The following is a 16,559-nucleotide window of genomic DNA, read 5'->3' as shown; positions in this document are numbered from 1 at the left end:
GACCTTGGGGTACTGTGACAGCGCTATGTGGCTGGTATCAATGTCACGCCAGACCAGATGATGTCAGCCGTGATGGCAGGGCAACAATCTAGCTGTCCAAGTGGACGGTTGCCGCGTCGGCCTGCATCTCTCCGGTCGCGCGGTCCAGTCTGAGGTAAGCAATGCCCGCACCATCTGACTGCGTGAACAGGGTGCCGACAGGTTTACCGTTTGCGGTGATCGGGGTGCCGACCGGAGCGTTTCCGATGACGCGAACGCGCCTTAGCCCTTTGCGCAGTTCGGTCTTGTGCTTCATGCGCGCGGTCACTTCTTGACCGACATAACAGCCTTTCTTGAAATCGACACCGTTCAGGTCCTCGAACCCGGATTCGAGGATGTAGCTGTCGGGTGTCAGTTCAACGGCTGTCTCGGGAATACAGTGGCGCACCCGGATCGCATCCCAATCCGTACCATCATCTGCCGCATCATCCGCTGTATAAACGCGCCAGCCCATATTTGGGTGACGGGGGTCGGGCAGGGCACCCTGAGGCGCGTTGCCTGTGCCGCGTTGCAAGTTTAGCCCGCTGTCTGCAATAGAAACATCGGCGCGCAGCTTGTACATGGTCAGGCGTTTCACAAATCCATCCGCGATCTCTTCGGCAACGTCCAGCAAAACGCTATCGCCGTCCCGCTTAAGAAAGAAGTCAGCAAGATACTTGCCCTGAGGCGTCAACAGCGCCGCATAGACCAGCCCTTCTTCCAACCCAGAGATGTCATTGGTCACCAATCCCTGGAGGAAATTGTCTGTGTCCGCGCCACTTAGGCGCAAGATGCGGCGATTGGGCATGGCGATGTCCTCGTGCTTTCCCTCGGCCTCGTGATATAGGAGTTCGCGCCGACATGACCAGAGGCTAACCGACGTGCCCGCACCAATTAGTATTGTCATTCCGACCCTGAACGCAGCAGAAACGCTGCCTGCGACGCTGCAAGCGTTGATCGAAGGGCTGCACACCGGCCTGATCCGTGAGTTGATCGTGTCGGACGGCGGTTCCACGGACCAAACCCTTGAAATCGCAGATGAAGCCGGAGCGGAAATCGTAACCGGATCAGCGTCGCGCGGGGGGCAACTGCGAAGGGGATGCGCGGCTGCCAAAGGGGAATGGGTGCTGGTCTTGCATGCGGATACTGTTTTGCAGGAAGGCTGGAGCAGATTTGTGAGTGATCATTTGCCAACAGGGAATCCCGCCGCATTTCGGCTGGCGTTTCGGGCAGCAGGAATTGCGCCGACATGGGTGGCTGGGTGGGCCAATCTGCGCAGCCGGTTGTTCGGCCTGCCGTATGGTGATCAAGGGTTGCTGGTTCTACGCCGAACCTATCTTGAGGTGGACGGTTTCCCGGATCAGCCATTGATGGAAGACGTCGCATTGGTTCGACGCCTGAAAGGAATAACCTTGCTGCCTGTTCGCGCTTTTACGAGCGCGGACCGCTATGAGCGGGCGGGGTGGATACGTCGGGGTGCTCGGAACCTGTGGGTTCTGACGCGGTATTTTCTGGGCGCGGATCCCGAACGCCTTGCGCAGATGTATCGGCGCTGAACGCGGTGCGCAGCTCGACAATGGATTTACCCAGTCGGAATGGTGCAGCAAAACTGACCAGGCAAAGAGCTATGATCTGTAGAACCAGAATATGCGCATTGGCCTGCAGGTATTCCCATTCATCCTTCAGCTTGCCGACCTGCTCTACCAGATCGTCATAGCTTTGGGCGAGGATCAGGTAATCGCCAGCAATTGCAGGAACTTTGCGACGCATATTGTCGATGGCAATCTGGGTTTTGTCGTCCAGCGTGGTGAAGACCAGAAACTGATCAATGCTGAACGCATCCGCTTTGGCGGCCATCGCGCGGGCGTCTTCCATATCGTCTTTTGCCTCGCGACCGAACAGGAAATGCAGACCCTGAAGCGGGGCAACTTCGTTCGTGACGGCAATGAATAGCGGCAAATCTGCGTTCGAAGCGGTCGAGGCCGACAGGAATTCGACCTTTTCGCACAGAACCCCGATATCATCATCATAAGCCGGGTCGCAAAAGCGCAACCGAAAGCGGGCGGCATCACGGTCAAAGGCCAATGTCGCTGCATAAGCCACGTCGATCTGGCGGTCTAACCGGGAACTGTCTGCGGTGTATAGCCCGGCCAGTATCGCCACAAGCGCACCAATGCCCCCCAGCACGACCCAGACAAGGTCGGCCAGTTTCCAGGCACGGTGCCCTGCCGGTTTGCGGAACAGGAAACCCGTTCCGATCAACCCGACCAGAAAGAACAACACCAGCAGCGGTAGTTGGTTATCAGCCACAAAACTCATGGGTACAAAGTGACGACGCGACCGCGAACTGGCAACACTCTTCACGGGCTCTTGTAGTTTATGGCAAAATCAAACGCTAAGAGCCTGAGCTTTGACCAAATTTTCGAAACAGCTTGGTCCGATCAAAGGCCTGTTCCAGTTCGTTAGTGCGATCTTTGACCGACTCCCACAGACGATCCTGAACTGCGGCGATCGTGCATTCCACCAAGGTCAGTATTGAAGCCATAGAATCCCATGCGGACGGCACCGCGATGCGGGCGGCGAACGTGTGTTTGGCGAACTTGTGAATGGGCGAGCGCCATTGATCTGTGAACAACGCGATCTGTGCCCCGCGCTCATGGCAGAGCTGGGCGATCAGTAGACTGGCGTTTTCATAGCGACGAACATCAAACGCAACTAATACGTCGTTTTCTCGGACATCCAGCAGGTCGTGCGTCCAAGAGGCTGCGACCGGTAGCAGCCGTATATCTGGTCGGATCATCTGTAAATGAAGGTATAGGTATTGCGCCAAGGTGCCGGTTATACGGCCTCCGGTTATGAAAATGCGGCGATTGGGGTCGGATAACAGGCTGCAAAAACGATCAAATTCCGCAGGGTCCACCTCGTCTATCGAACGTTTCTGGTTGTCCAGAGACTGCTGAGAATACCGATTCAGGATATGTTCCTTGGGCAGGTCGTTTTGCCAGACGTCACGCTTGGCCACGGGCCCCGAGATCATTTCCTTGACCTCTGCCCGCAAGGCCGCTTGGAACTGAGGGTAGCCGTCAAAGCCGGTTTTTTGCAGCATTCTTGCGACGGTGGTTGTCGAGACCGAGGCCGCCTCGGCCAGTTCAGTGATGCTGCCCAACCCGGCCATGGGGTAGTCATCCAAAACCACGGCAACCAATTGGCGTTCAGACGGGGTCATCTCGTCCCGATACGCCAGAAGCCTGTCTGTTACCCGCACTGATGATCCTCCGGAATGCGCTTGGTTCGAACTGTGAAGATTTAACCATCATTATCAAGCATGGAAAAATCTGCACAGAAAAAATATTGACAGTCGCATGTGGGCTGTAGGATTTTTTACCAAATTTCATGATCGGATTCGTGGGGCAGAAATTTGGACTTTGGGGCAGTTGTTCATGTGGATGATGTATCAGGTGCACCAACCGTCATGTTGGTGTGCGAGCATGCCTCTCACCGTATTCCAGATTTTCTGGGGGATATGGGGCTTGGACCGGAAGCCTTGCACAGCCACATCGCCTGGGATCCCGGCGCGTTGGCAGTTGCGAGGCTAATAGCAAAACGGCTTTCGGCGCCCTTGGTGCATGGCGGCGTGTCTCGGCTGGTATACGATTGCAACCGCCCGCCCGAAGCAAATAGCGCAATGCCCTCTCGCAGTGAGGCCTACGATATTCCTGCAAACATTTCGATAACGCCCGATCAGCGTCAGTCTCGGGTCGACAGCATCTATAAGCCGTTTTGTGCGTCTCTGGAGGGTTTGATTGACCGCCATCGTGGTTCGCTGGAACTGATGGTAACGATCCACAGCTTCACCCCTGTCTACCACGGCAAAAGGCGCGCGGTTGAACTTGGTATTCTGCACGGACAAGACGCCCATTTCGCAAAGGCGATGATCGCGGGTAAAACCGCTGATGTTCCCTATGTGACTATGCTGAACGAACCTTATTCGGCGGCCGATGGGGTGGCCCATACCTTAGATGCGCGTGCGGTGCCGAATGGCCTGTTGAACGTGATGATCGAAATCCGCAACGACTTGATACGCACGTCCGAACAGCAGGTGGCCATTTCTGATTGCCTCGTGCCGTGGATTTCGCAAACGTTGGCGAGATTTGAAGCAGAGGCGCGGCAATGATCCTAATCGGAGCAACGTATAATCTTGGTCCCCGCAAGGGTGCGGGCATACACGAATTCATCTAGGCTTATACAAAGGCACATGGGGCAAACGAACAAAGGGTTTCACCTTTGATGTCCAACGGGGAATGAGGTTGATATGACACTCGATGAACTTAAGGCGCTGGTGTCTACCGGGGAAATCGACACGGTGTTGGTTTGCATGGTGGATATGCAGGGGCGTTTGATGGGAAAGCGGTTCCACGCAGGCCATTTCGTAGCTGGCGCGTGGAACGAAACACACTGCTGTAATTACCTTTTGGCCACCGACCTTGAGATGGGAACGCCCGATGGATACGCGGCTACCAGTTGGGAGCGGGGATACGGCGACTATATCATGAAACCCGATCTCAGCACCTTGCGCCCCGTGCCGTGGTTGGAAGGCACGGCCATGGTGATGTGTGACGTACTGGATCACCACACCCATCAGGATGTACCACACGCGCCGCGCTCGATCCTGAAAAGACAGGTCAAACGCTTAAAGGCTTTGGGCTACGACGCGATGTGTGCGACCGAACTGGAGTTCTTCCTGTTCGAAAAAAGTTTTGACCAGATCCGTAAGGAAGGCTTCCGCGATCTCGAACCGATCTCTGGCTATAACGAAGACTACCACATCCTGCAGACCACCAAGGAAGAGCATGTCATGCGCCCGATCCGCAATCATTTGTGGAACGCGGGCGTACCGGTTGAGAACTCGAAGGGTGAGGCTGAGACTGGTCAGGAAGAACTGAATATCAAATATGCATCTGCGATGGACACGGCCGAGTATCACTCGATCGCCAAAAACGCAGTGAAAGAGATCGCCTGGCAACATGGTCACGCCGCGACCTTCCTGCCGAAATGGCACCATGACAAGGTGGGCAGTTCTTCGCATGTGCACCAATCGCTATGGGCTGATGGTCAACCTGCGTTTTATGACGCTAAAGACGCGTTGGGCATGTCTGGGCTAATGAAAAACTACATGGCGGGTCTGTTGAAATATGCCGGAGACTACACGTATTTCATGGCGCCATACATCAACAGCTATAAGCGGTTCATGAAAGGGACTTTTGCACCGACTCGGATCATTTGGTCGGTCGACAACCGCACGGCAGGGTTCCGGTTGTGCGGCGATGGAACTAAGGCAGTTCGCATTGAATGTCGTATCCCCGGATCGGACATGAATCCTTATCTGGTCTTGGCCGGTATGCTGGCAGCCGGAATCGCGGGGATTCAAGAGGGGCTCGAACTGGAGCCGCCGACCAAGGGGGATGTCTATCAGGGCGACAGCGGCATGATCCCGGGTAACCTCCGGATGGCACGGGATACGCTGGATGGCTCGGCCATGTTGCGAGAGGCAATGGGGGACGATGTGATTGATCACTATGTCCGTGCGGCCGAAGTTGAGATCGAAGAATTCGAACGCGTGGTAACCGATTGGGAAATTGCCCGCGGGTTCGAGCGCGCCTGAGGGTCACACTTGTTGCTTAGTGGTGGGACAATATCCAACGCAACAAGAGAAATAGTCAGAAACTAAGGGTGACCGATGCGGTGCGGTTCCGTGATGGGGCGCCAACTGGGACACCCGATATCCAAACACATGAAATAGGTGACAAGATGAACCTCGTTGGAAACTGGTCCTACCCGACCGCTATCAAGTTTGGCGCGGGCCGGATCAAGGAACTGCCTGAGGCCTGTTTGGCCGCAGGTATTAAACGCCCTCTGCTGGTGACCGACAAAGGCCTGGCCGATCTGCCCATCACCAAAGCTACGCTGGATATTATGCAGGCGGCTGGGCTTGGTACGGGGTTGTTCAGTGATGTGGATCCTAACCCGAACGAAATAAACCTTGATGCTGGGGTGGCGGCCTACAATGCCGGTGGTCACGACGGGGTGATTGCGTTCGGCGGCGGCTCGGGGTTGGACCTGGGTAAGATGGTTGCGTTCATGGCCGGACAGACGCGCCCGGTCTGGGATTTCGAAGACATCGGCGACTGGTGGACCCGCGCCGATGTCGATGTCATCGCGCCCATCATTGCGGTGCCGACCACTGCCGGGACGGGGTCCGAGGTGGGACGCGCGAGCGTCATCACCAACTCGGAAACGCACGCGAAGAAAATCATCTTCCACCCCAAAGTGCTGCCGACCGTGGTGATCTGCGATCCGGAACTGACGGTGGGCATGCCCAACTTCATCACCGCAGGCACCGGTCTGGACGCCTTTGCGCATTGCGTCGAGGCGTTCAGCAGCCCGCACTACCATCCCATGTCTCAGGGCATCGCGTTGGAAGGCATGCGTCTAGTCAAGGATTACCTGCCGCGCGCCTACGCTGACGGCACCGACACCGAAGCGCGTGCCCAGATGATGAGCGCGGCAGCGATGGGCGCCACGGCGTTCCAAAAGGGCCTCGGCGCGATCCACGCCATGAGTCACCCGATCGGCGCGGTGTTCAACACCCATCACGGCACCACCAACGCGGTCTGTATGCCCACCGTGCTGGAGTTCAACGCCCCGGCCATCGCCGACCGGTTCCAGCAGGCGGCGGCCTATCTGGGCATCGAAGGCGGCTTTGACGGCTTCCGCGCCTTTGTGCAGTCGTTCAACGACGCGCTGGGAATCCCACGCAAACTCTCAGATCTGGGCGTGACCGAAGAGTCGATCCCCGAACTGGTCAAAGGCGCGATCATCGACCCGTCCTGCGGCGGCAATCCGATTGAACTGACCGAAGACAACCTGACCGCGCTGTTCAAAGCCGCGCTGTAACAGGCTTGCAGACCCACTCCCTCACCTCGCATACTGCGCTGAGGTGAGGGAGATTTTCATGACCAAAGAGATTGTTCTGATCCACGGGGCCTTTGCCGGGCCGTGGTGTATGGAGGACTACGCGGGTTTCTTCCGCGCGCGCGGCTGGACGGTGCACACCCCCGCGTTGCGCTATCATGGTGGAGACCCAAAGGCCGAGCCCGATCCCGGCCTGACCGACACCAGCGTCATGGATTACGCCGATGACATTGCCGCGTTTGTGCAGGGTCTGGATAGCAAACCTGTACTGCTCGGCCATGCCATCGCCGGGGTGGTGGCGCAGCAGGTGGCGGCGCGCGGTCTGGCCAGCGCGATTATCCTGATCAACCCGAACGCGGCTTGGGGGACTTTGCCCGAAACCGACGACGAACGCGCCGTTCCGCGTGCGTTGATGGAGGGCGGGGCGTTTTGGAAACAGCCCATGCGCGTCGATTTCGACCTGATGGCCCCCTTTGCGCTGAACAAAATGCCCGAGACGCAGCAGCACGAAGTGTTCGACCAACTCGGCCCCGAAAGCGGGCGGGTGATGTTCGAGATGTTCTTTTGGATGTTCGACGACCACCACGCGATGAAGGTGGATATCGACAAAGTCGATTGCCCGGTTCTGATCGTGTCAGGCACCGAGGACCGGGCCGTGAACCCCAACACCTGCCGCGCTCTGGCAAAGCTTTACGGAGACCGCGCGACATTTCTACCGGTCGAGAACCACGCGCATTTCCTGTTCATGGAGCCGGGGTGGGAGGGGCCAGCCGGACAGATCGCCGACTGGCTGGATGATAAGCTAGACTAGACCGCCCGAGCGTCAATTGTTGGTGGAAAACGTGCTTTGAGGTTTCCACTTGAGGGGCCCGTCGCCCTCACGGTGACAGCGCAGCAAGCGTTCCTGCACAGCGGTGGCCGTAGCCGTGACGGTGTTGTCGCCCACCAGCAGGACAAAGGCATCCTCGGAATAGGCCATACCTTTGTAATAGCAGAACTTATTCTCTGCCCCGTCTGGGATCGGGGATGCAAGGCTGAGCGTTTGTTGCGCGGTTGCCTGACTGGCCAGTAGGGCCAGCGTCATTCCAAAGGCGAGTGTCTTCATGTCGTCCTCCCGTTGAGAAATCTGTGGGTCAAATGGGTCTTGGACGCTCGAGAACCTCAAATATCGTTCTTGAATGACGGGTTGGGGGTAAGTGTGAACGGCATCAACGGGTTAGGCAAGGGTTTTGACGGCGGGTGTTTTTCGAAGACATCCTCAGATCGGGCACGACGGCGGTAGTTAACTTGATTGCGGCTTGTAGATAGATGCGTGTAAACACCCAACTTACATCCATTACTTGTGTTTTAACCAGTGTTTGACTCTTGGATGAGGTTTCGGGAAAATCTGGTTTAGGAAACCCCATCTTATTTGTCTTTTGTTTTTTACCACTTCGAATTTTGTAAAATACAAAATTATGTACACATAAGGCAGTGTTAACATTGCCATACTAGCGACTGACAAAGGGCCGGATAAGAACATGCTGTCGATAGTGAAAAGTGCGCTCCAGGATTCTCTCAAAAGGTAAAGGTTGACACCAGCAAGGGGAAAAAAAGCTGCGGAAAAAAACAAGATAAGAGGAATGCTAAGTATGGCCTTCGCCCGAGGGGTGTGCTCAATCAAATGACCGTTCCGTTGGGGGGAAAGTACGTCAAATCCTTTGTGACCCAAATGGGCTAATAAAACACTTGGGAACCTTATGCGTGAACCTAGTATTTGCTCAGCCAAAACTCTTTGCACCATTAATTGCAGGAGTGTGAAGAGGTTGAAAAACAAGGCGGCAAAAATCGAAACACATGAAAAAACTGCATAAATTTTCGGTATATTGACCTCGAGAAAACTGGTTTTCAATATTAAGAAGCCATTCTCGCTTAATGAGTAAGTGGCAATTGTGGCGATCAACAAATACGAAGTAAATTTTGTTGCTTGAATCGTTTCTCTATCCAAAGCAGACGTAATTCCTCCGTAGACTTCAAAAAAATCTGCTTCGGGTGAACTTAATTGTCTTAGAGCCGCTCGTGTTTCATGAACAACAAGATCAAACAACGAAGCTTTTTGTTTTATCCTCAAACATCCAACTCCTCCACAAACCGCGCGTTCTCCTGAATGTACTGGAACCGCAGTTCGGGCTTCTTACCCATCAGACGCTCGACCAGATCGCCGGTTTCGCCGGGTTCGTCCTCGTCAATCGTGACGCGGATCAGTTTGCGGGATGCCGGGTCCATCGTGGTCTCTTTCAGGTCTTTGGCGTCCATTTCACCCAGACCTTTAAAGCGCGAGACGTCGATCTTGCCTTTACCGCCCAGACCTTTTTCCAGCCATTCGTCCCGCTCGGCCTCGTCCAGACAGTAGACGCGTTTGGCGCCCTGAGTCAGGCGATACAGAGGCGGGCAGGCCAGATACAGGTGGCCCGCGTCGATCATCGGCCGCATCTGGGTGAAGAAGAAGGTCATCAGCAGTGAGGCGATATGCGCGCCGTCCACATCCGCGTCGGTCATGATGATGATCTTGTCATAGCGCAGATCGTCGACGTTGAACTTGGTGCCAAGTCCCACACCCAGCGCTTGGGTCAGGTCGTTGATCTCGGCATTGGTGCCCAGCTTGGAACTGGCCGCGCCCAGCACGTTCAGGATCTTGCCGCGCAGGGGCAGCAGGGCCTGTGTTTTTCGGTCCCGGCCCATTTTCGCGGACCCACCGGCCGAGTCGCCCTCGACGATGAATAACTCTGTCCCGTCGCGTGTTGAACTAGAGCAGTCCACCAGCTTGCCGGGAAGACGAAGTTTTTTAGTGGCGGATTTGCGTTGTGTCTCTTTCTCGGCCCGTCGGCGCAGACGTTCCTCGGCTCGGAGTATCACAAAGTCGAGAATAGCGCCGGCGGATTTCGTGTCCGCGGCCAGCCAGTTATCGAAATGGTCGCGGACCGAATTCTCGACCAGCCGTTGGGCCTCGACCGTGGCAAGGCGGTCTTTGGTCTGGCCCACGAACTCGGGCTCGCGGATAAAGCACGACACCAGCGCGCAACCGCCGGTGATCAGGTCATCGCGGGTGATCTGCGCGGCTTTCTTGTTGTTGATCAGCTCGCCGTAAGCCTTGATCCCCTTGAGAATCGCAGCCCAGAAGCCCGCGACATGGGTGCCGCCTTCGGGCGTGGGGACGGTGTTACAGTAGGATTGGATGAAGCCGTCGCGCGAAGGCGTCCAGTTGATCGCCCATTCGACCTTGCCGGGTGTTCTGAATTTCTCGTTGAAGTCGACGGTGCCCGCGAAAGGTTGTTCGGCATAGGTGGATGAGCCGTTCATCGTTTCCTTGAGGTAATCGGACAGGCCGCCGGGAAAATGGAACGTGGCTTCGGTAGGGGTTTCGCCGTCGTCGATGGCGGATTTCCAGCGGATTTCGACGCCTGAGAACAGGTAGGCCTTGGAGCGGATGGATTTGAACAGCCGCGCGGGTTTGAACTTGTGATGGCCAAAGATCTCGGCATCCGCGTGGAAGGTAACAGTCGTGCCGCGCCGGTTGGGGGCTGCGCCGATTTTCTCAACCGGACCCAAAGGGATCCCGCGCGAGAATCGCTGTTCAAACAGTGTCTTGTCGCGCGCGACTTGCACGACCATCGAATCCGACAGCGCATTCACGACCGAAGCACCCACGCCGTGCAGACCGCCCGAGGTCTGATAGGCCTTGCCCGAGAACTTACCGCCCGCGTGCAGGGTGCACAGAATGACCTCCAGCGCCGATTTGTCGGGGAATTTTGGGTGCGGATCAATCGGAATACCGCGCCCGTTGTCGCGCACGGTCAGGGCGTAATCTGCGTGCAGCTCAACCTCAATCCGGTTGGCGTGACCGGCAACCGCCTCGTCCATCGAGTTGTCGAGGATCTCGGCCACCATATGGTGCAGCGCACGCTCATCCGTGCCGCCGATATACATGCCGGGGCGTTTGCGAACGGGTTCCAGACCTTCAAGCACCTCGATCGAGGAGGCGTCGTAGGTAGTGGTCGCGCTGGGCGTCAACAGATCGTCTGGCATCGGTGCTGCTCTTGTTTTTGGGTTTTACCCATTATGGCAGGTGATGTGGTCCGGGGGAAGAGGGGCGCGAAGTGTTGTGGGTAAATGGTAGGCAGGTCGGAAGGGCTGATCATGGTTTTGGCAAGCTTGGTCAAGTTCGTGTACCCTGTGACTATTGCGGACTGCACCAGACTGGGAGAATTTCAATGAGCACGAACGCCTCGGGCTTTGTCGGGGATATCCCCTCGCACTATGACAACGGGTTGGGTCCAAATATTTTCTTTGATTACGCGGACCGGATTGTCGACGCCGCTGTTTCAGGACAGTCCAAGACCGTTTTGGAACTCGCGGCAGGAACGGGTATCGTCAGTAGTAGATTGCGGGAAAAATTGCCTTCGGATGCCTCCTTGATAATTACTGACCTGAACGCTCCGATGTTGGATGTCGCGCGTCAAAAATTTTCCTCCAAGGACAAGATCGATTTTCAAGTCGCCAACGCGATGGAGTTACCATTTGGCGACTCGCTTTTCGATCTTATCGTGTGCCAGTTCGGGGTCATGTTCTTTCCCGACAAAGTAGCGTCGTATCGTGAGGCGGCGCGTGTTCTGAAGCCGGGTGGCCGGTACGTTTTCAATGTCTGGAGCGCGATCGAGTTGAATCCGTTTTCCCAGATCGCCCAACAGGTTGCTTCGGAGGTGTTCCCGGATGACCCGCCGGGCTTTTACAAGGTTCCCTTCCATTATGGCGACCCGCAATTGGTATGTTCGGATCTGGCCGAGGCTGGTTGGGAGGATGTCTCATTCCTGACGATCGAGCTGACGAAAACCATCTCGAACCCGCGGGCCTTTGCAGCAGCTCTTGTCTTTGGCAATCCTTTTATCGACGAGATCCGCGAACGTGGTGGTGTTGATCCCGAAGATGTCGTGGCTCGTATTCTCGCAAGGCTGACTGATGCCTTCGGGGCGAACGGGATGAACATGCCCTTGTCTGCCACCACTTATGAGTGCCACAAGTCATAGGTGCGGCGGTATAAATACTAAATTTCATACGATTGCCTCTCGAAGCTCAATTTGAACGCAACTAAACTGCGCTGGAAGCGACAGGGGACAGGTATGAGCTGGATCAAAGTAGTGCCGTTCGAAGAAGCGACCGGCAAGCTGCGCAAGCTGTATGAGCGGGTAACGGGGCCGGGCAATAATGTGGACAACATCATGATGGTGCATTCCCTGCGCCCGCATTCGATGGAAGGCCACATGGCATTGTATAAGAACGTGCTGCATCATTCGGCCAATACCATCCCGAAATGGTTTCTTGAGGTTCTGGGCGTGTGGGTCAGCTCGCTGAATCGGTGCGGCTATTGCGTCGAACATCACTTTAGCGGGTTGCAGCGTTTGTTGGGCGATACGGCGCGTGGGGATGCAATCCGAGCGGCTATCGAGGCAGGCGCGCCCGAGGACGCTCCGTTGGACGCAGCGCAAGTTGCAGCGATGATTTATGCGAGGAAGCTGACTCTGGCACCGGCAGACTTGGTTGAGGCTGACATCGCCGAATTGCGCGCAGACGGGTGGGATGACGGTGAAATCCTCGAGATCAATCAGGTCTGCGCTTATTTCTCGTACGCGAACCGCACGGTCTTAGGTCTGGGCTGTTCGACGGATGGCGATATCCTTGGGCTGTCTCCGAATAATTCGGACGATCCGTCCGATTGGGGGCACCGTTAGTCCGGCATCCAGTCGCGAATGGCGCGCGCTACTGCTGACGGGTTTTGATGATGCAGCCAGTGGTCAGTGCCGGTAATCTCGATCCGCGTCAAATCAGGGGCGACCTCTTCCAGACCAGATGTGGATTCCGGCAACAGGGCTTTGTCGTCCGGGCCCCACAACAGCAGATGCGGGCAGCGGATCATCAACCGTTCAACTGGCAAGTCGGGCAGGTCCGTACGGGGTTCGCCCGGGTTCGCGACCACAAGCGGCGAGGCGCGATACCAGTTCAGCATCGCCTCCAATCGGCCAGCACGCGCCCACTCGGTGCGATAAGACTGCATCCGCTCATCTGTCAGCCAGTCGAGCCCCATGCCGTACCGGAAAAACCTTTCGAGACGTTCGAATTCGTTGGCGGAAAACCGATCTGCGGCATCGGGTGAGCGCAGATCATTGATATATTGCGAGGCCGCTGATTGCGCGCCGCCTGCCGCCATGGCACGTTGAAACGGGATTGGATGCACACCATTGGCGATGATTAACCTGCTGACCAGCTCTGGCCGAAACATGGCCAGCCCATAAGCAACCGAAGCGCCCCAATCATGCCCCAGCACGCAGACCGGTCCACCAAGTGTCTCGATCAATGCAACCATGTCTGAAACCAGGTGAGACAGTGTATAGTGGCTGACACCATCCGGACACCAGCTCTGGCCGTATCCCCGCTGGTCCGGGGCGACGCAGTGAAACCGTTCCGAGAGGTGCGGGGCAAGATCGCTCCACGCGCCGCCATATTCGGGAAAGCCATGCAGCATCAGTAGGGTCGGTAAGTCTTCGTCCCCCCAACTGCGCAGGAAAAAGCGCTGGCCGTTCAGGTCGATAAATCGGCTTTTCATCGAAGGCTCCGTTGGATAGCGCGGGCATCGGGTGCGCAAAAGATGAGTTAACTTGACACCAATCAAAGCGCGTTTTCTCAAGCTCTGCTAGGCGTTTCCCCAACAGTGTAACAAGGAGAGACTGAATGGAAACAGCGCAGGACATAGGAAGCAAAGAAACCCCTATCAGTGTTATCCCTTCTTCAAAGCCCGAGGCAGCCGGACCCAGCCCGGAAAAAATCCGCCTTGCCTTTGAAAGCGGTAAGTACCCTTATGGCCGCAAGATGGCGCGCAAGGATTATGAGGCGCAGAAGGCTTTGCTGCAGGCTGAATTGCTGAAAGTTCAGCTGTGGGCACAGGAAACGGGCCAGCGTTTTGTGTTGTTGTTCGAAGGCCGCGATGCTGCGGGAAAGGGCGGTACGATCAAGCGCTTCATGGAACATCTCAACCCACGCCAAGCCCGCGTGGTTGCCTTGAACAAACCCACCTGGGAAGAAAAAGGCCAGTGGTATTACCAGCGTTACGTTCAGGAATTGCCGACGGTTGGTGAAATGGTTTTCTACGACCGTTCCTGGTACAACCGGGCCGGGGTTGAGCGCGTGATGGGTTTTTGCTCGCCCAATGAATACCTTGAATTCATGAGGCAAACGCCGGATCTGGAACGTATGCTGGTTCGTTCGGGCATCCAGCTTTATAAATATTGGTTCTCGGTCACACGATCCGAACAACAACGCCGCTTTAAAAGTCGTGAAACCGACCCGCTTAAGCAATGGAAACTGTCACCCATCGACAAGGCCAGCCTGAACAAGTGGGATGACTATACCGAAGCGAAAGAGGCGATGTTCTTTTATACGGACACCGCTGACGCCCCTTGGACGATCGTGAAGTCGAATGACAAGAAACGCGCGCGGCTGAACTGTATGCGCCATTTCCTGTCGACGTTGGATTACCCGGATAAGAACGAAGATATCGTGCGCGAACCCGATCCACTGATCGTGGGGCAAGCGCATCATGTGATCCACAGATCCGAGCATATTCTGGGGAATGCGCTGCATCCTGACGCGCGCTAGGTGGTCTTGCCTGAGGTGATCGCCTGCGATCATCCTTATGTCTCAATGTGAAATTTCACTGTTCTGGTCTTGTCCCGGCCTTTTGCCGGGAATAAGGCTGGGGCAATGAACAAGGTGATGACATATCGCGGCCATTTCCGGGCCATTGCTGTGCTGGGGCTGCCATTGATTGGCGGTCACCTGGCGCAATTCGCCATCGGTTTGACCGACACCATAATGTTGGGATGGTACGGTGTTGAGGCACTGGCTGCCGTGACGCTGGCAAGCAGCTACTACTTTGTGTTGTTCCTGTTTGGCGCGGGGTTTGGCTGGGCGGTCATGCCAATGGTGGCTACCGCAGCGGCCGAAGGGAATGAAACCAGCATTCGCCGGTCCACACGTATGGGGCTTTGGCTGTCGCTGATCTATGCCACGCTGGTTTTGCCATTGTTGTGGTGGTCCTATCCCATTCTGATCGCGCTAAAGCAGGAGCCGCAGGTCGCCGAAACTGCGGCTCAGTATCTGCGAGTAGCGGGGTGGGGGTTGTTCCCGGCCTTGCTGGTCATGGTGCTCAAGTCATACCTGGCGGCTTTGGAACGCACTCAGATCGTTTTGTGGATCACCGTGACAGCGGCTGTCGTTAATGGTGTGACCAATTATGCTTTGATCTTTGGAAACTGGGGCGCGCCTGAACTTGGAGTAATAGGTGCGGCTATCGCATCGGTTGTGACGCAGATTGTTTCGCTGGTTTTTGTCGTCATATACGCCGTGCGCGTTCTGCCTGAACACAGCCTGTTCCAACGATTTTGGCGCCCAGACTGGGAGATGTTCCAAAGCGTACTGCGCCTAGGGGTGCCGATCGGTTTGACCACACTGGCCGAGGTGACGCTGTTTGCGACGTCGGCCGTCATGATGGGATGGTTGGGGCAGGTTCCCCTGGCGGCCCACGGGATTGCGCTGAACTTGGCGTCAGCGACATTCATGGTGCATTTGGGCTTGTCGAACGCCGCTACGATCCGTGCTGGCAACGCACTGGGTCGAAAGGACCGCGCCCATCTTGAGAAAGGGGCAATCGCCGTCACAGGTATGTCCCTTGTGATGTCCGTGTTGACCGTCATCCTGTTCCTGACCTGCGCCGAGCCGCTCATTTCACTGTTTATGGAGGCTGACGATCCGCAGCGCCCTCAGATTCTGGCCATTGGCACCGTCTTGCTGGCGATGGCCGCACTGTTCCAACTTGTTGATGGGGCGCAAGTGATCGCGTTGGGGCTTCTGCGTGGGTTGCAGGACGCCAAGGTCCCGATGGTAATGGCCGCGCTTAGCTATTGGGTGGTTGGGATTCCGGCGTCCTATTATTTTGGCTTTGTTCGGGGAATGGACGGGGTAGGCGTCTGGCTTGGTCTTGTTCTGGGGCTGGCCTGTGCCGCTGTCTTACTGATGGCGCGCTTTTGGCTGCGATCGGTTCGCTCGGTTCCGATCGCTGACGTCTCAACCGCCTAGCTTTTGGTCAGACGGTCGGCTTTTTTCTTTACAAGAACCGAACGCAGATCATGCATGGCCAACAGCAACCGATCGGTAACATCCTCTAGCTGCTCGTTCGTGGCCTTGGATTGCGCCCATTGCGTTGTCAGGTTCAGGTAGTCGACCGCGCGGTGAATATCGTCCAGATCACGCTGAGCCAACAAGGATTGGCGATCCGAAATCCAACGGGTGATCTCGGCTGTGTCTGCTTCGGTCAGGGTCCGTTGACCATGTGGTTTTACCTCACCATTGCGGATGTTGATGACTGCGATCTGCTCCATATCGATCCGGCGCTGACGGTTTTCAGTGTCAATCCGGAACACCACCGCGCCGTTTTCGCGGATGCGGAAATAGTATTCGGGCAGTTCGACAGTCATCAAAGC

General features: G+C 56.2%; 16 protein-coding genes. 9 read left to right on the top strand and 7 right to left on the bottom strand.

The window, feature by feature from the left end; genetic code table 11:
- Window positions 1-88 precede the first annotated feature (88 nt).
- Complete coding sequence (ygfZ, locus tag ACR0DG_RS03355) at window positions 89-826, bottom strand: CAF17-like 4Fe-4S cluster assembly/insertion protein YgfZ (RefSeq protein ID WP_480694294.1); 738 nt, start codon at window positions 824-826, stop codon at window positions 89-91.
- A gap of 73 nt (window positions 827-899) precedes the next feature.
- Between ygfZ and ACR0DG_RS03350 the strand changes: the two genes are divergently transcribed.
- Window positions 900-1,574, top strand: a complete 675-nt coding sequence (locus ACR0DG_RS03350) for a TIGR04283 family arsenosugar biosynthesis glycosyltransferase (RefSeq protein WP_480694292.1) — start codon at window positions 900-902, stop codon at window positions 1,572-1,574.
- Window positions 1,575-2,413: 839 nt separating this feature from the next.
- Here ACR0DG_RS03350 and ACR0DG_RS03345 read toward each other — a convergent pair.
- Window positions 2,414-3,283 (bottom strand): MurR/RpiR family transcriptional regulator, encoded by an 870-nt coding sequence (locus ACR0DG_RS03345; RefSeq protein ID WP_480694290.1) that lies wholly within the window; start codon window positions 3,281-3,283, stop codon window positions 2,414-2,416.
- Window positions 3,284-3,436: 153 nt separating this feature from the next.
- Here ACR0DG_RS03345 and ACR0DG_RS03340 point away from each other — a divergent pair, with 153 nt between their 5' ends.
- The 4 genes from ACR0DG_RS03340 to ACR0DG_RS03325 all read left to right on the top strand — a co-directional run bounded on the left by ACR0DG_RS03340 (window position 3,437) and on the right by ACR0DG_RS03325 (window position 7,801).
- A complete protein-coding gene (locus tag ACR0DG_RS03340; RefSeq protein WP_480694288.1) occupies window positions 3,437-4,192 on the top strand; it encodes an N-formylglutamate amidohydrolase in 756 nt (251 codons plus the stop codon).
- A 138-nt stretch (window positions 4,193-4,330) separates the two neighbouring features.
- Window positions 4,331-5,680 carry a glutamine synthetase family protein gene (locus tag ACR0DG_RS03335; RefSeq protein WP_480694287.1) on the top strand — a complete coding sequence of 450 codons (1,350 nt, stop codon included), beginning with the start codon at window positions 4,331-4,333 and terminating at the stop codon, window positions 5,678-5,680.
- Window positions 5,681-5,826: 146 nt separating this feature from the next.
- Window positions 5,827-6,972, top strand: a complete 1,146-nt coding sequence (locus ACR0DG_RS03330) for an iron-containing alcohol dehydrogenase (RefSeq protein ID WP_480694285.1) — start codon at window positions 5,827-5,829, stop codon at window positions 6,970-6,972.
- A 58-nt stretch (window positions 6,973-7,030) separates the two neighbouring features.
- Window positions 7,031-7,801: an alpha/beta hydrolase gene (locus ACR0DG_RS03325; RefSeq protein ID WP_480694283.1), complete on the top strand. Its 771-nt coding sequence runs from the start codon at window positions 7,031-7,033 to the stop codon at window positions 7,799-7,801.
- Between the two features lie 12 nt (window positions 7,802-7,813).
- Here ACR0DG_RS03325 and ACR0DG_RS03320 read toward each other — a convergent pair whose 3' ends face one another.
- The 3 genes from ACR0DG_RS03320 to parE all read right to left on the bottom strand — a co-directional run bounded on the left by ACR0DG_RS03320 (window position 7,814) and on the right by parE (window position 11,055).
- Window positions 7,814-8,095 carry a DUF1496 domain-containing protein gene (locus tag ACR0DG_RS03320; protein WP_480694281.1) on the bottom strand — a complete coding sequence of 94 codons (282 nt, stop codon included), beginning with the start codon at window positions 8,093-8,095 and terminating at the stop codon, window positions 7,814-7,816.
- Between the two features lie 231 nt (window positions 8,096-8,326).
- Entirely contained in the window at window positions 8,327-9,100 is a 774-nt protein-coding gene (locus tag ACR0DG_RS03315) for a hypothetical protein (RefSeq protein ID WP_480694279.1), read from the bottom strand.
- A complete protein-coding gene (gene parE / locus ACR0DG_RS03310; RefSeq protein WP_480694277.1) occupies window positions 9,097-11,055 on the bottom strand; it encodes a DNA topoisomerase IV subunit B in 1,959 nt (652 codons plus the stop codon). Before parE ends, ACR0DG_RS03315 begins: the two co-directional genes overlap by 4 nt.
- Before the next feature lie 185 nt (window positions 11,056-11,240).
- Here parE and ACR0DG_RS03305 point away from each other — a divergent pair, with 185 nt between their 5' ends.
- The gene (locus tag ACR0DG_RS03305; RefSeq protein ID WP_480694275.1) at window positions 11,241-12,053 is read left to right on the top strand and encodes a class I SAM-dependent methyltransferase; all 813 of its coding nucleotides are present in this window, start codon (window positions 11,241-11,243) and stop codon (window positions 12,051-12,053) included.
- Window positions 12,054-12,146: 93 nt separating this feature from the next.
- Window positions 12,147-12,755, top strand: coding sequence for a carboxymuconolactone decarboxylase family protein (locus tag ACR0DG_RS03300; protein WP_480694274.1), 609 nt, complete (start codon window positions 12,147-12,149; stop codon window positions 12,753-12,755).
- On the opposite strand, the gene ACR0DG_RS03295 is transcribed toward ACR0DG_RS03300, so the two are convergent.
- A complete protein-coding gene (locus ACR0DG_RS03295; protein ID WP_480694272.1) occupies window positions 12,752-13,627 on the bottom strand; it encodes an alpha/beta fold hydrolase in 876 nt (291 codons plus the stop codon). The two genes, ACR0DG_RS03300 and ACR0DG_RS03295, sit on opposite strands and share 4 nt — an antisense overlap.
- A 125-nt stretch (window positions 13,628-13,752) precedes the next feature.
- Here ACR0DG_RS03295 and ppk2 point away from each other — a divergent pair, with 125 nt between their 5' ends.
- Both ppk2 and ACR0DG_RS03285 read left to right on the top strand, forming a co-directional pair.
- Window positions 13,753-14,676, top strand: a complete 924-nt coding sequence (gene ppk2, locus ACR0DG_RS03290; protein WP_480694270.1) for a polyphosphate kinase 2 — start codon at window positions 13,753-13,755, stop codon at window positions 14,674-14,676.
- 117 nt (window positions 14,677-14,793) lie between these two features.
- On the top strand, window positions 14,794-16,155 hold the full coding sequence (locus ACR0DG_RS03285) for an MATE family efflux transporter (RefSeq protein WP_480707037.1): 1,362 nt from the start codon (window positions 14,794-14,796) through the stop codon (window positions 16,153-16,155).
- Here ACR0DG_RS03285 and ACR0DG_RS03280 read toward each other — a convergent pair.
- Window positions 16,152-16,553: a hypothetical protein gene (locus tag ACR0DG_RS03280; protein WP_480694266.1), complete on the bottom strand. Its 402-nt coding sequence runs from the start codon at window positions 16,551-16,553 to the stop codon at window positions 16,152-16,154. The two genes, ACR0DG_RS03285 and ACR0DG_RS03280, sit on opposite strands and share 4 nt — an antisense overlap.
- Between the last annotated feature and the right edge of the window lie 6 nt (window positions 16,554-16,559).

It is taken from the genome of Ruegeria sp. BG8 (assembly GCF_056538325.1).
This window is presented reverse-complemented; position numbering and strand designations above follow the sequence as displayed.